Source organism: Burkholderia sp. RF4-BP95 (genome assembly GCF_001521985.1).
GTDB classification, from domain to species: domain Bacteria; phylum Pseudomonadota; class Gammaproteobacteria; order Burkholderiales; family Burkholderiaceae; genus Burkholderia; species Burkholderia diffusa.
This window is the reverse complement of the sequence record NZ_LOSX01000011.1, coordinates 1-14,383: the sequence shown is the minus strand read 5'-3', so window position 1 is coordinate 14,383 and position 14,383 is coordinate 1. Positions and strand designations below refer to the sequence as shown.

Annotated in this window: 15 protein-coding genes and 1 pseudogene; 6 read left to right on the top strand and 10 right to left on the bottom strand. The window is 65.7% G+C overall.

All coding sequences use genetic code 11. The features are described from left to right. Positions 1-48: 48 nt before the first annotated feature. The 3 genes from WS46_RS02730 to WS46_RS02720 form a co-directional block, all read right to left on the bottom strand. Positions 49-1,062, bottom strand: coding sequence for a tyrosine-type recombinase/integrase (locus WS46_RS02730; protein ID WP_059689209.1), 1,014 nt, complete (start codon positions 1,060-1,062; stop codon positions 49-51). Positions 1,063-1,164: 102 nt separating this feature from the next. Beyond that, positions 1,165-1,542, bottom strand: coding sequence for a DUF2471 family protein (locus WS46_RS02725; RefSeq protein WP_059689208.1), 378 nt, complete (start codon positions 1,540-1,542; stop codon positions 1,165-1,167). 129 nt (positions 1,543-1,671) lie between these two features. Then, entirely contained in the window at positions 1,672-2,283 is a 612-nt protein-coding gene (locus WS46_RS02720; protein ID WP_059689207.1) for a helix-turn-helix domain-containing protein, read from the bottom strand. 161 nt (positions 2,284-2,444) lie between these two features. Between WS46_RS02720 and WS46_RS02715 the strand changes: the two genes are divergently transcribed. Then, positions 2,445-3,644, top strand: a complete 1,200-nt coding sequence (locus WS46_RS02715) for a glycine C-acetyltransferase (protein ID WP_059529057.1) — start codon at positions 2,445-2,447, stop codon at positions 3,642-3,644. Between the two features lie 13 nt (positions 3,645-3,657). After that, positions 3,658-4,686, top strand: a complete 1,029-nt coding sequence (gene tdh, locus WS46_RS02710) for an L-threonine 3-dehydrogenase (protein ID WP_059529060.1) — start codon at positions 3,658-3,660, stop codon at positions 4,684-4,686. A 524-nt stretch (positions 4,687-5,210) separates the two neighbouring features. Here tdh and WS46_RS02705 read toward each other — a convergent pair. Together WS46_RS02705 and WS46_RS02700 are read right to left on the bottom strand one after the other, a co-directional pair. After that, positions 5,211-5,612, bottom strand: a complete 402-nt coding sequence (locus tag WS46_RS02705; protein ID WP_059689206.1) for a hypothetical protein — start codon at positions 5,610-5,612, stop codon at positions 5,211-5,213. Continuing rightward, on the bottom strand, positions 5,609-6,247 hold the full coding sequence (locus WS46_RS02700) for a GNAT family N-acetyltransferase (RefSeq protein ID WP_059689205.1): 639 nt from the start codon (positions 6,245-6,247) through the stop codon (positions 5,609-5,611). Before WS46_RS02700 ends, WS46_RS02705 begins: the two co-directional genes overlap by 4 nt. A gap of 191 nt (positions 6,248-6,438) precedes the next feature. On the opposite strand from WS46_RS02700, the gene WS46_RS02695 reads away from it, so the two are divergent. Beyond that, positions 6,439-7,053, top strand: coding sequence for a TetR/AcrR family transcriptional regulator (locus tag WS46_RS02695; RefSeq protein WP_059689204.1), 615 nt, complete (start codon positions 6,439-6,441; stop codon positions 7,051-7,053). 55 nt (positions 7,054-7,108) lie between these two features. Next, on the top strand, positions 7,109-7,588 hold the full coding sequence (locus tag WS46_RS02690; RefSeq protein ID WP_012365039.1) for a nuclear transport factor 2 family protein: 480 nt from the start codon (positions 7,109-7,111) through the stop codon (positions 7,586-7,588). Positions 7,589-8,102: 514 nt separating this feature from the next. Here the strand turns inward: WS46_RS02690 and WS46_RS02685 are convergent. Beyond that, positions 8,103-9,188, bottom strand: coding sequence for a tartrate dehydrogenase (locus WS46_RS02685; RefSeq protein ID WP_059689203.1), 1,086 nt, complete (start codon positions 9,186-9,188; stop codon positions 8,103-8,105). Positions 9,189-9,305: 117 nt separating this feature from the next. Here WS46_RS02685 and WS46_RS02680 point away from each other — a divergent pair, with 117 nt between their 5' ends. Continuing rightward, entirely contained in the window at positions 9,306-10,229 is a 924-nt protein-coding gene (locus tag WS46_RS02680) for a LysR substrate-binding domain-containing protein (RefSeq protein WP_059689202.1), read from the top strand. A gap of 151 nt (positions 10,230-10,380) precedes the next feature. Here WS46_RS02680 and argC read toward each other — a convergent pair whose 3' ends face one another. Beyond that, entirely contained in the window at positions 10,381-11,337 is a 957-nt protein-coding gene (gene argC, locus WS46_RS02675) for an N-acetyl-gamma-glutamyl-phosphate reductase (protein WP_059689355.1), read from the bottom strand. A gap of 118 nt (positions 11,338-11,455) precedes the next feature. Between argC and WS46_RS02670 the strand changes: the two genes are divergently transcribed. Then, positions 11,456-12,340, top strand: coding sequence for a LysR family transcriptional regulator (locus WS46_RS02670; RefSeq protein WP_059680146.1), 885 nt, complete (start codon positions 11,456-11,458; stop codon positions 12,338-12,340). 61 nt (positions 12,341-12,401) lie between these two features. Here the strand turns inward: WS46_RS02670 and WS46_RS02665 are convergent, their stop codons facing one another. From WS46_RS02665 to WS46_RS35020, 3 genes and pseudogenes are all read right to left on the bottom strand, one after another. Then, positions 12,402-12,866, bottom strand: coding sequence for a hypothetical protein (locus tag WS46_RS02665; protein WP_059689201.1), 465 nt, complete (start codon positions 12,864-12,866; stop codon positions 12,402-12,404). A gap of 60 nt (positions 12,867-12,926) precedes the next feature. Next, the gene (locus WS46_RS02660; RefSeq protein ID WP_059529084.1) at positions 12,927-14,144 is read right to left on the bottom strand and encodes a patatin-like phospholipase family protein; all 1,218 of its coding nucleotides are present in this window, start codon (positions 14,142-14,144) and stop codon (positions 12,927-12,929) included. Positions 14,145-14,273: 129 nt separating this feature from the next. Continuing rightward, positions 14,274-14,383, bottom strand: a pseudogene (locus tag WS46_RS35020) (3-hydroxybutyrate dehydrogenase); the annotation flags it as partial.

Here is a 14,383-nt window from a genome sequence, read left to right as displayed (position 1 = left end):
CGCACAAGGCTGCTCACGAGTCATGTCGTGTGAGCAGCCGGCTCGGCATCAGAGCGTTTCGTCTTGCTCAGACGCGTCACCATTCGCGAGATCATCGCGCCAGTTTTTCCATGCGCGGTGCAGACGGTTCGACGAAATCGGTCGCATGAAGCCGAGCCATTTGCCGACCCGCTCGGGCGGCACGTCATGTTCGAACAGTTCCGCTGCGTAAGTGTTGCGCAGCGTTTGCGGGCTCGCGCGTGCGGTGCGTGATGACGTGAGCCCCGCAGATTCGACGATCGCATTGATCGCGCGCAGCATCGTCGCCTTGTGCATCGGCCGCCCGGCGTGCGATGCCGGAAACACGAGCTCCCCCGGAATCTCCTGGCGCTTGCGCTCCACGAGCCATGCTTCGAGCAACGCGATCGCGAACGAGGCCAGATGGGTTTCGCGCGCGAAATCGGGATGCGTCGACGGGATCTGCAGCGACGTTCCACTCGTATTGATGCAACTAATTGTGAGCACGCGTGCTTCGCCGGTTTTCACGCCGGCCCCGAGAAATGCGGCGACGAGTGCGCGGTCGCGCCGCTCCTTCCAGTATGCGGAGCCGGATACACCAATCGGCGAAAACAGGTAGGCCAGCAACTTCGCGCGTTCGGCCGGTGTCAGGAAACCGGTCGGCTCATTGTCGCGTGCCTGGCGCCAGTTCGCTTCGCCATCCTGAGCAATGAAGCGGGCCGGGTTGGTGGACGCGAGCTCGGTGCGCCGGATGTGGTCGAGCACGCGTTCGATCAGCCTCAAATAGCGCATTCGCTGAGTTTTCCGGATAGGAAGCTCGCTGACGAAATTCGCGATCGTTGCGGTATCGACCGTGGCCAGATTTTTTTGATGTGCACGTAGCCATGCGAGAAAAGCGCCCCATTGTGCGCGGTAGACGTCGGCCGACGAACGGCGGTAGTCCTGCATGGCAAGCCAGGCGTCGAACGCGGCTTCGGGCGAGACGATCCAGTCGGACGCACCGCGGTCGAACAGATCCTTTTCTTCCGGGCGTGCGGGCGTGTCGGAGGATGTGGGAAGGGACATGTCGTTTATTCCGTTAGTTGCGTATATGGTAGCCCTATCCGCAACGTCGCGGGCAGCAGGATGCGGGAGCTGGCCGCCGTATCGAACGGCCGGAGCCGGGTGTCAGTCGCCCCACGCCTTGGACGGGCGATGATTGCGCTCGCGGGGTGCTGCTTCCTGCGATCTGGCTGCGGCTTCATACGCGAGGACCGCGAACGAGAAGACAGCGGGTAGTGCATTCGATCGTCCGAAGTCGATCGGATCATCCGTTTCGGGAAAGGTCATGTCCGACGGCCGTTCGAACAACTGGCGCATGCCGGCTTCGTGCCGGCTGGCAAAGCCGAGATCGGCGAGCGCTTCGGCTTCGATGGCGTGCAGCAGACGCCACGACAGCGGGACGCGCTGATGGATGTAGCGCCCGGCTATATGACGCACAATCAACTCGAGGTCGTGCGCGGCAGCCTTGAAGCTGAGCGCGGCCAAATCTTGTTCTTCTATCATCGCAGGCTCCTGTCGACCGGAGCAGGCGCCTCGGTGCGCCGGCCCGGCCAATGCATGGCGGAATGTCCGTATACTGTACAAACATACAGTATTTTCCGCAACTGGCCTTTCGGCCAGCTATTCGCATCGTCAGCGATGAATCACGATCAGTAGTGCGCGCGCTTCGGCCTTGCCGGGGTTGCGGATGGCGTGAGGTGTGTCGGCCGGGTAGCGCGCGGTGTCGCCGGCCTTCAGGCGCCGGCTCGCCGCCGCGGCTTCGATTTCCATCGCGCCCTGCAGCACGGTGAGGTGCTCGCGCGTGCCGGGTTCGTGCGCGTTCGACACGAGCGCACCGCCGCCCGGCAGCGTCAGCTCGTACCACTCGAACTTGCCGGCCAGGTCGATCGGGCCCCATACGCGCAATTGATAGCGGCCGTCGTGGCCGGCGAGCGTCGGGATGTCGTGCGGGCCGTCCACGCGGATCGTTTCCGGCGCTTTCGGCTGCGAGAACAGCTCGTCGAGCGTGATGCCGAGCGCATTCGTGAGCCGCCATGCGACCGCGATCGTCGGATTGGCTTTGTCACGCTCGATCTCGGAGAGCATCGACTTCGATACGCCGGCTGCGCGCGACAGGTCGTCGAGGGTCAGCTTGCGTTCGTTGCGCAGGCGCTGGATTTGCTCGCCGACGCGCGGCGGCGTCACGCCCGGCGGCTGCAGTGCGGCGCCGGCACGCGTGCGCCGCGACGCGGAGGAACTTGCCATTTGGTTTCCGTTCGCTTAGAGTTGTTCGGTATTTCGAATTCTAGTTCGGAATATCGGATAAATGCGGTCAACCGAACGACCGACTATAACAGTAGCAGGCCGTTGCGCTGCCGCCACGAGCGGCGCGCGGCGGATTGCGAACCCATGTCAGGAGCTTTGCGATGCGTGATGCCTTTCTCGCCCAGGTGCGCGGGACGCTCGACCAGATCCGCGCGGACGGTTTTTACAAGACCGAGCGCGAGATCGCGAGTCCCCAAGCGGCGGCCGTGCGGCTCGCCAGCGGTGCCGGCGTGCTGAATTTCTGCGCGAACAACTATCTCGGTCTGGCGAACGATCCGCGCCTGATCGCCGCGGCGCAGGCCGGTCTCGACCAGGATGGCTTCGGCATGGCGTCGGTGCGCTTCATCTGCGGCACGCAAACCGTGCACAAGCAGCTCGAAAGCGCGCTGGCGTCGTTTCTCGGCACGGAAGACAGCATCCTCTATTCGAGCTGTTTCGATGCGAACGGCGGCCTGTTCGAGACGCTGCTCGACGAGAACGACGCGGTGATCAGCGACGAGCTGAACCACGCGAGCATCATCGACGGCATCCGCCTCTGCAAGGCGAAGCGGTTCCGCTACAAGAACAACGACCTGTCCGATCTCGAGGCGAAGCTGAAGGAAGCCGACGCAGCGGGCGCGCGCCACAAGCTGATCGCGACCGACGGTGTGTTCTCGATGGACGGCATCATCGCCGATCTGAAAGGCATCTGTGACCTCGCCGATCGTTATGGCGCGCTCGTGATGGTCGACGATTCGCACGCGGTCGGCTTCATCGGCGCGCATGGCCGCGGCACGCCCGAGCACTGCGGCGTCGACGGTCGCGTCGACATCATCACCGGCACGCTCGGCAAGGCGCTGGGCGGTGCATCGGGCGGCTATGTCGCGGCCCGCCGCGAGGTCGTCGAATTGCTGCGCCAGCGTTCGCGCCCGTATCTGTTCTCGAACACGCTGACGCCGAGCATTGCCGCGGCGTCGCTGAAGGTGCTGGAACTGCTCGGCAGCGACGAAGGGGCGAAGCTGCGCGCACGCGTGCGCGAGAATGGCGCGCGTTTCCGCGAACAGATGACCGCTGCGGGTTTCACGCTCGTGCCGGGTGCGCATCCGATCATCCCGGTGATGCTCGGCGACGCGCAGCTCGCGACCAACATGGCCGACAAGTTGCTCGAAGAAGGCGTCTACGTGATCGGCTTCTCGTTCCCGGTCGTGCCGCGCGGTCGCGCACGGATCCGCACGCAGATGAGCGCCGCGCATACGCCTGAACAGATCGATCAGACGGTCGCCGCGTTCGTGCGCGTCGGCAAGTCGCTCGGCATCGTCTGAAGGAGGCGCGACCATGAAAGCACTGGCAAAGCTCGAGCGCGGCCCGGGTCTCACGCTCACGCGCGTGAAGCGCCCCGAAGTCGGACACAACGACGTGCTGATCAAGATTCGCCGCACGGCGATCTGCGGCACCGACATCCATATCTGGAAGTGGGACGACTGGGCGCAGAAGACGATTCCCGTACCGATGCACGTCGGCCACGAATACGTCGGCGAGATCGTCGAGATGGGGCAGGAAGTGCGCGGCTTCGCGATCGGCGACCGCGTGTCCGGCGAAGGCCACATCACGTGCGGCTTCTGTCGCAACTGTCGTGCCGGCCGCCGGCATCTGTGCCGAAATACCGTCGGCGTCGGCGTGAATCGCGAGGGCGCGTTCGCCGAGTATCTGGCGATTCCCGCGTTCAACGCGTTCAAGATTCCGCCCGAGATTTCAGACGATCTCGCATCGATCTTCGATCCGTTCGGCAACGCGACGCACACGGCGCTGTCGTTCAATCTCGTCGGCGAGGACGTGCTGATCACGGGCGCGGGCCCGATCGGCATCATGGCCGTCGCGATCGCGAAGCACGTCGGCGCGCGCAACGTCGTGATCACCGACATCAACGACTACCGGCTCGAACTCGCGCGCAAGATGGGTGCGACGCGCGCGGTCAACGTCGCACGCGAGTCGCTGCGCGACGTGATGGCCGACCTGCACATGACGGAAGGCTTCGATGTCGGCCTCGAGATGTCGGGCGTGCCGAGCGCGTTCACCAGCATGCTCGAGGCGATGAATCACGGCGGCAAGGTCGCGTTGCTCGGCATTCCGCCCGCGCAGACGGCGATCGACTGGAACCAGGTGATCTTCAAGGGGCTCGAGATCAAGGGCATCTACGGGCGCGAGATGTTCGAGACCTGGTACAAGATGGTCGCGATGCTGCAAAGCGGCCTCGATCTCTCGCCGATCATCACGCATCGTTTTGCGGCCGACGATTACGAACAAGGCTTCGCCGCGATGCTGTCCGGTGAAAGCGGCAAGGTGATCCTCGACTGGACGGTCTGAGTGCCGGCGGGGCGGCTCGGCGCGTTTGCCGACTGCCCCGTTCGTGTCGGCATGAGCGTTTGTCGAGGCAGGGCAGCTTCGACGAACGCGTGAGGTGAGATTATTCGGGAGCTGTGTTTGCGTGCCGAATGACGGTTCGATCGTGCATTCGCGAGGCGTGCAGGCAAGTAAGTCAATGGGCTGCTCGTCGTTTCTCGTTGGCGATATGAGCGCGATCGTGCTTCGATTCCTCAGCAAGCCACGCATCGGTGACATGCAATCGCGCGTGCACCTCACCTGTCAGCGTCGCTCTCCCGTCCGCGTCATCGCGTCGTTCGGCGCGTGTCATTCTTCCTGCCCTTCCGTTTCGTTTGCCGCGCCTCAATAGCGAGCCTCTGTCGCATTGCCCGCATGCCACGATGTGCTTCCGCGCCAGCACGTCATCACGCAACGCCGTCACGGTACCGCCTCGACGCGTGAGCCGATCAACCACATGCGAACTCACCTGTCAGCATGCCCGGCTGCATTGATCGGTGCGCTGCCCGCTATTTGATCCGCTCACCGTTCAACCATCGCGGTTCGAGTTGCAGACTCAACACGACGAGCCAGCGTTTCGGGCATTGCGGTGCGATCTCGATCAGTTCGCCATGCGCACCGGACACCGTCACGAACCCGTACTGCGCCGCATGCCGATACGCGCGGGATGCGTCCGCCTGAAGCCAGAAGCTGACGAGCGCGCACGTGACGAAACGGAACAGCAGCAACGTCGCGGCTTCCGGCGCGTAGCCGGCTGCGGCGAGCAGGGCGTCGAACACGAACGTCAGAATTTGCGTGACCGCGATCGTGATGACAGTCAGCTTCACCAGCCCGCGCATGCGCAGCGCTGCCCGCGTGCGGGCATGCGTCAGTGCGAGCCGCGCGCGGTCGTCGTCGGCTTCGTGTTTCATGACGCCGCTCCGGCGCGCCGCGCGACGTGGATCGACGTCATGTCGGATGCAGGTATCCGCCCATCGAACGAGCCAACGGCCTTGCACAGGATCGCGCTGTCGTAGCTGTGCCCTGCAAACCGCATCACGTCGATCAACTGAAATCCTTCGCGTCGATAGAAGTCGACGAGTCGGATAGCCGCATGCGGCGCATCGAGCGCGAGGTGCGTCGCGCCACGCGCAGCCGCTCGCTGTTGCGCGAACGCGAGCAGCGCACGGCCGATGCCGCGATCCTGCCACACCGGATCGACAGCCAACTGGCCGAGCGTCGCGACGCGTCGGCTGCGGTACGGATCGCACCGCGAATCGGGATCGTGCGGCTGCATCGTGATCGTCGCGACCAGATGCGCGTTCCCGAGCGCGACGAAACACTCGCCGGTGAGCATGCGCTCGCGCGTCGCCGACGCCGGCTGGTCGACACCCGGACAGTTGAAGCCCGCGGCGCCGAGAGGCGCGTACGCGCGATGCAGCAACGCGGTCAAAGACTCGTACGAATCGCTGCGCGGATCGAAACGCCGTACGACGACACGGCCATCGAGCCGCTTCGCATAAGCCGCGTAGGCACGCTCGGAGCGTGCGGATTCCGGTCGCTGCATGATGTCCTTTCGGCCAGACAGGTTGACCGAAGTGTAGTGAGCACCCTGCGCCAGCTTCAAGAAAAAATGTCGTAAACGCCGCCTGCAATGCGCTGCCCGCCATCGAAACCAGGCGGCGCTCGGCCCTTCGGACGACAGGGCCTTTTCACGTGGAAGTTGACGATGGAGAACGATCGTTCTACCGTAAACCCATGAACACACATGATGACTTCTCCGGCGAACCGGCCGTTCGCGACCGGCTGCTCGACGCGGCCGAAGCGCTGATCTACTCGGGCGGCATCCACGCCACGGGCGTCGATGCGATCGTGAAGCGATCCGGTGCCGCGCGAAAGAGCTTTTATTCGCATTTCGAATCGAAGGAGGCGCTGGTCGTCGCGGCGCTCGAGCGCCGCGACGAGCGCTGGATGCACTGGTTCGTCGACGCCACGCTGGCGTGCGGCAAGTCGCCGCGTGCGCACTTGCTCGGCATGTTCGACGTGCTGCGCGACTGGTTCTTGCAACCCGATTTTCACGGCTGCGCGTTTCTGAATGCGTCCGGCGAGATTGCCGACACCGACGATCCGGTACGCGTCGTCGCGCGTATGCACAAGGCGCGCTTGCTTGCGTTCGTGCGCGAGCGGCTCGACGCGTATGCCGACGACGCCGGCATCGAGCGCCGCGGCCTGGCCCGCCTCGCGCGCCAATGGCTGGTGTTGATCGACGGCGCGATCGGCGTCGCGCTCGTCAGCGGCGATGCGACCGCGGCGCGCGATGCGCGCGCAACCGCCGAACTCTTGCTCGATACGGTGTCTCGAGCGTCGAAGTAACGCATCCCAACCGGCTGCGTTCGTGCGCAGCCCCAACCTTGAACAGGAGCATCCCATGTCCGCGTCCCCGGAAGTTCGTCCGCCCGTTCCGCCCTTCACGCTCGATACGGCGCGCCAGAAAGTGCGTGCCGCGGAGGATGCGTGGAACACGCGCGACCCGCAGCGCGTCTCTCTTGCCTATACGCCGCAGAGCCGGTGGCGCAATCGCGCGGAGTTCGTGACGGGCCGCGACGAGATCGTCGGACTGCTGCAGCGGAAATGGACGCGCGAGCTCGACTACCGGCTGATCAAGGAGCTGTGGGCGTTCGGCGGCAATCGCATCGCGGTGCGATTCGCGTACGAATGGCATGACGACGCCGGCAACTGGTTCCGCTCATACGGGAACGAAAACTGGGAGTTCGACGAAAACGGCTTGATGGCGCATCGCCACGCGAGCATCAACGACCTGCCGATTCGCGAAGCGGATCGCCTGTACCACTGGCCGCTCGGTCGCCGTCCGGACGATCATCCCGGCCTGTCCGATCTCGGGCTGTGACGCATCACGATGGCGTCGCGCGAACGCGCTCGATCATGCATCGAGCGCGACGCCTGTGCTGAACGGTGAGGGAATACGGGAGCCGCAGGTTGAGGTGAGCGTTTTCGGGAGTGGAGGCATTTCGTGCGGGACGGTGTGATTCTTCACGCCCTGCATCTCACCGATCGATCTTCGCAGGAAACGGTGCGGTTGCACTGATCGAAGCGCGGCACGCGACATCGTCGGCGCACTTGCTGCATACATGCATGACGGTGAGTTTCAAGTTTCAATCGGTGTATATCGATGCGCGATGCAACTCACCGCTCGACTTCGACATGACGCTGGTCACCGCGATGAATCGACACGTAACCGGGCGTGCCGCCGAATCGCGTTGCTCACCGTTCGACATCGACACGCACGCCTCCAGGCGCGCGCGTCGGAATCGACGAAGGTGCGCGGCAGTCAGTCGTGCTGCTCACCATTGAGCACGACATCGATCGAACCCTTCCGAGCCGCGCGCCTTCGGATCGTTCCGTCAGCCGGCGATCCGCACCGCGATGGCCTCTCCCACTTCCTGCGTCCCCGCATGGCCGCCGAGATCGCGCGTGCGCGGCCCGGTGCGCAGCACGTCCTCGATCGCCGCGACGATCGCATCGTGCGCCTCGCGTTCGCGGCCCGCGCCGTTGCCGAGGAAGTCGAGCATCATCGCCGCCGACCAGATCATCGCGATCGGATTCGCGATGTACTGGCCCGCGATGTCCGGTGCGGAGCCGTGCACCGGTTCGAACAGCGATGGAAACGTGCGGTCCGGGTTCAGGTTCGCAGACGGCGCGATGCCGATCGTGCCCGTGCAGGCCGGCCCGAGGTCGGACAGGATGTCGCCGAACAGATTCGACGCGACGACGACGTCGAAGCGGTCGGGCTGCAGCACGAAGCGCGCGCACAGGATGTCGATGTGCTGCTTGTCGACGGCGATCTCGGGATAGCGTTCGCCCATCTCGGCCGCGCGCGCGTCCCACCACGGCATGCTGATCGCGATGCCGTTGCTCTTCGTCGCGACGGTCAGGCGCTTCGCGCGGCGCTGCGCGAGCTCGAATGCGAACTTCAGCACGCGCTCCGTGCCGTGACGCGTGAAGATCGACTGCTGCATCACCACTTCGCGGTCGGTGCCTTCGAACATCGTGCCGCCGACCGACGAATATTCGCCTTCGGTGTTCTCGCGCACGATCATGAAGTCGATGTCGCCCGCTTTGCGGCCGGCGAGCGGTGACGGCACGCCGTCGAACAGGCGCGCGGGCCGCAGGTTGATGTACTGGTCGAATTCGCGGCGGAATTTCAGCAGCGAACCCCACAGCGAAATGTGATCGGGCACCGTCGCGGGCCAGCCGACCGCGCCGAACAGGATCGCGTCCATGCCCGACAGCCGGGCCTTCCAGTCGTCCGGCATCATCTTGCCGTGCTGCGCGTAGTAGTCGCAGCTCGCCCAATCGATCTGCTCGAACTGGAAACGGATGCCGAAGCGCGCCGTCACGGCGTCGAGCGCGCGCAGGCCTTCGGGCATCACTTCACGGCCGATGCCGTCACCGGGGATGACGGCAATCTTGTACGTCTTGTCGCTCATGCAAGCCTCCTTGGCTGGTCGGGCCGCCGGCAGCGTGCGCAGCGGAACACGACGCCATTTTATTTATTTCCATTCAGATTAAAATCGTGCGAAAGGTTAATCGACTTTCCACGAATCGTGAATAAATCACCGAATCTCGACGACCTGCGCGTCTTCAGCCTGGTCGTCCGTCTGACGAGCTTCAGCGCGGCGGCCGAGCAGCTCGCGGTCTCGCCCGCCTATGTGAGCAAGCGCATCGCGCTGCTCGAGGCGCAGCTCGGCACGCGGCTGCTGCATCGCTCGACGCGCCGCGTGACGGTCACGGAGGCCGGCGAACGCGTGTTCGCGCGTGCCGAGAAGATTCTCGACGACGTCGATCATCTCGTCGAGGACGTGTCGACCACGCGCACGGTGCCGCGCGGCACGCTGCGCATCTCGAGCAGCTTCGGTTTCGGCCGTCATGTCGTCGCGCCGGCGTTGCTCGACTTCTCCGCGCGCTATCCGCAGCTGAACGTGCGGCTCGATCTGTTCGACCGGCTCGTCGACGTCGCGGGCGAAGGCTACGACCTCGACGTGCGCATCGGCGACGAGATCGCCGATCACCTGATCGCGCGCCGCCTTGCCGCGAACTATCGCGTGCTGTGCGCGTCGCCCGACTATCTCGCACGGCGCGGCACGCCGCGCACGCTCGCGGATCTCGCATCGCACGACTGCCTCGCGATCAAGGAGCGCGACCATCCGTTCGGCGTCTGGCGGCTGAACCTGCGCGGCGAAACGGCAACGGTGAAGGTCGGCGGCGCGCTGTCGACGAACCACGGCGAGGTGGCCGTGCAATGGGCGCTGGCCGGGCGCGGGATCGTGCTGCGCTCGATCTGGGAAGCGGGGCCGCTGATCGAACGCGGCGCGCTTCGTCGCGTGCTGCCGGACGTCATTCAGCCTGCGAACATCTGGGCGGTGTATCCGGAACGCGTCGCGGCTTCGGCGAAAGTGCGCGTGTGCGTCGATTTTCTCGCGGAGGCGCTTGCCGGGTTGAACGCCGCAGCGGGGGACGATGCGGCCTGAAATCGGCCAAAGGTGAGCTTTTACGGGGGCATGTGAAAGTGTTGGCGGACGCCCGTCGTTGGCTCGCAACCGCGTCGCGATCCGGTAGCGTGTCGCGCGCACCGGCGGCCGCGATGCGCCGGACCGGCCAATGATGACGCCCGCCCGCGGCTCACGCCGCCTTCGATGTGCTCGCCGCGCTCGCCGCACCGAGCATCAGGTCGAGATTCTGCACGGCCGCGCCGGATGCCCCTTTGCCGAGATTGTCGAATACGGCGGACAGCAGCACCTGACCGTGCTCGGCATTCACGAACACGCTGAGCCGCAGGTCGTTCGTACCGTTCAACGCTTGCGGATCGAGATGCGTGATCGTGCGCGTATCCGCGAGCGGAGTGACCTCGACGTGGCGCGCGCCGGCGTAATGGTGCGCGAGACACGCATGCAGCGACTCACCGGTCACGCCTGCCGGGAGCAGGCGCAACTCGATCGGCACGGTCAGCACGATGCCTTGCCGATAGGCGCCATAGGCCGGCACGAACAGCGGACGATGCGCGAGCCCGGCGTGCAGCTGGATTTCGGGCGCGTGCTTGTGCGCAAGCGCGAGGCCATAGACCTGCAGCGGTTTCGTGCGTGCGGCTCCGTTCGATTCGAATTCGTCGACGGCGGCCCGGCCGCCGCCCGAGTAACCGGACACGGCATGGATGCTCACCGGATAGTCGCGCGGAAGCAGGCCGGCTCGTTGCAGCGGCCCGAGCAGGCCGATCGCGCCCGTCGGATAGCAGCCCGGATTGGTGACGCGCCGCGCGTGCGCGATCGTCTGCGCATGTCCGTCGATCATCTCGGGAAAGCCGTAGACCCATTCCGGATCGGTGCGATGGGCCGAGCTCGCGTCGATCACGCGTACCGCCGGATTCCGGATGAAGCCGACCGCTTCGCGCGCGGCGGCGTCCGGCAGGCACAGAATCGCGATGTCGGATGCATTGATCGCCTCGGCGCGCCGCGCGGGGTTCTTGCGCTCGGCATCGGGCAGCGTGACGAGCCGCAGGTCGGTGCGATCCCGCAGGCGCTCGTGGATCTGCAGTCCGGTCGTACCTTGGTCGCCGTCGATGTAGACAGTGGAGAGGCTCATGATGGTCGCGTTCCTCGCTTCGGACGTCGGGAAAGCCATATCGTCCATCGAACGCCTAGAATAGGAAAAGTTGAATTTCCTGATTGCGAGATTCAGATTTCCTGAACGAGAGGTGGAAATGCGCGAGATCAGTCTGGATCGACTGCGTACGCTGGTCGCGATCGCCGACCAGGGATCCTTCGTGGCCGCCGCGCAACTGCTTCATCTCGCGCCGCCGACGGTCAGCCTGCATGTTGCCGAACTCGAAAGCCGCATCGGTGCGCCGTTGCTGTCGCGCACGCGCGGCAACGTGCAGCCGTCGACCATCGGTGCCGTGCTGGTGGAGCGGGCGCGCCGTCTGCTGGCCGAGGTCGAGTCGACCCTCGACGACGTGGAGCGACAAGTGCAGGGGCTGACCGGGCGGGTGCGTCTCGGCGCATCGACCGGCGCGATCGCTCATCTGTTGCCGCAGGCGGTGGCCCGGCTGCGCGAGCGGCATCCGGACATCGATGTCCAGATCGCGGTACTCACGTCGCACGACACGCTGGCGCGCATCGCGCAGGGCACGCTCGACGTCGGCCTGGTGGCGCTGCCGCAGCCGGCGGTCGCGGGGCTGTCGATCCGCGCGTGGCGGCGCGATCCGGTGCTCGCCTTTCTGCCCGCGGACTGGCGGCTGCCGGCGCGTGTGACGCCGGCCTATCTGGCCGCGCGTCCGCTGATTCTCAACGATGCGACCACCCGCCTGTCGCGGCTCACGACGGAATGGTTCGCGCTCGGTGGCCACCGCCCCGAGCCGCGCATCGAACTCAACTACAACGATGCGATCAAGAGTCTGGTCGCCGCGGGCTACGGCGCGACGCTGCTGCCGCACGAGGCGGGCGCCCCGTTGCCGGACGCACGCATCGTCATGCGGCCGCTGCGTCCGGCGTTGTGGCGCGAACTGGGCATCGCCCATCGGGCCGGCCCGGTCGAGCGGTCGACCCAGCACGTGCTCGACGCGTTATGGGCGCTCGGCGCGCGCTAGGAAGCGGCCAGCGGCATTCCGGTTCGTCGGGCGTCAGGCGTCGGCACGTGGCCGTGACACGTCACAGCCGGTTGTCCCGCGCGAGCATCAGCACGCGCGCCCAGCGCTGCGCATCGCGCTTGTCCATCATCGGCAGCTTCCATTCGCCGCGTACGGCGTCGCGCACGCGCACGACCAGATGCCAGCGGCCATCGATCGGCGCGGCTTCGCAGCCGTCGAGCTGCGACAACGTATAGCGGCCGTCCGCGCCGTCATGCGACAGCCACAGCAGCCCCTGCGTCGCGGACACGCGCACCTCGCCCCACGCGCGATGCACGATGTGGGTCCAGCCTTGTTCCTTCGTGTTCGGTGCGATGTCACGGCGACGCTTGATCCACCACGCGACCAGCGCGATCAGGATCGCGGCGGCGAGCACGGCGGCCGCGATCGCGACCGGCTGGCCGAACTGCGCGGCGATGACGTGAAACAGGTGAACCGCGCCCCATCCCAGGGCGATGAGCGCGAACAGCGCAATGAAAATCGGCATGTCGAATCGGAAAGGAGGACGGACCGACGCAGGCAGCGCGCCGGTCCGCCGCACGCGGCATTACCGGCGGCGGTGAATGTCGTGCGTGACGAAGCCCGCGTCGTTGGTGGGCAGCGCGAGGCCGTCCTTGACCGCGAGCGTCTTGCGGATGTCATCGAGCCCCGCGCTCCAGTGGTCGCGCATCGTCGACAGACCGAACTGATAGTCCTTGTAGTGGTGCTCGTACGCCTTCTGCTGATAGATCAGGTGCTGGATGTTGTACTTCTTCCCGCTCGACATCGCTTCGGCCTCGACGCACCACGGATCGTTCTTGCGCTGCTCTTCCGGCACCTGCTCGAGCACGTGGCGTAGCACGTTGCGGTAGCGCTGTTCGCGCTGCAGCGTGTCGGTGACGAAGCGCGTGCGGCTCGAATACTGCACGTCCTTCGTACGTTCCGCGACGTCGGCCATCGTGCGCGGCAGCGGCCCGCGTGCGCTCCACAGGTCGACCTGGAACGCGAGCGTGTCGCGCCGCGGACGCGCGCGCAGCACTTCCATCAGCGGCGTGTTCGACACGACGCCGCCGTCCCAGTAATACTCGCCGTCGATCTCGACGGGCGGGAACGCGGGCGGCAGCGCGCCGGACGCCATGAAGTGCTCGGGCTCGAGGCGGATGCGCGAGTTGTCGAAGTACACGAAGTTGCCGGTGCCGACGTTGACCGCACCGACCGATACGCGCGTCTCGCCCGAGTTGATCCGGTCGAAATCGCACAGCTTGAGCAGCGTCGCGCGCAGCTGCGACGTGTCGTACCAGCTGATCTTTTCCGGATGATCGGACACGCCCGGCAGCGGCGGCGGGAAGCGCGGCACGAAGAAGCCCTGCTGGCCCTGCATCATCGCGCTCGCGGCCTGCGACGCGGTGAAGAACGTGCGGATCTGATCGATGCTGTTGAACAGCGCGAACTCGAACGCGGCCGGAATCGCGGGAAAGAACGCCGGCTGGCAGATCGTTTCCCAGAATTCGCGCAGCCGCTCGACGCGATGTTCGGGCGCATTGCCGGCGATCAGCGCGGTGTTGAGCGCGCCGATCGAGATGCCGGCGATCCAGTCGAGCGGAATGCCCGCTTCGTGCAGGCCCTCGAACACGCCGGCCTGATACGCGCCGAGCGCGCCGCCGCCCTGCAGGACGAGCGCGATCGTTTCGTAAGGCAGCGACCGCGCAGCGGCCGGCGCGCCGGCTTCGTGATGCAGGTCCGCCGCATCGACGGCCTGCTTTTCTGTACGCGCGTGCGGTTTCATCAGTTGCTCCGAGAAATCCCGCCGTGGACGGCGGAGACGGATGGCGTGCCGTCGCTCGACGGTACGCCATCGTGAGTCGTGAGAATGGACGTGATGCGGGAATCGCCTCCCGTCAGGGAGGCGAGGACGTTACTGCATGAACCAGCCGTGGCTGACGATGAACGACTGGCCCGTGAGCGCGGCGCTCGGGAACGCCGACAGGAACAGCACCGTCTGCGCGACGTCCTGCACCGTCGTGA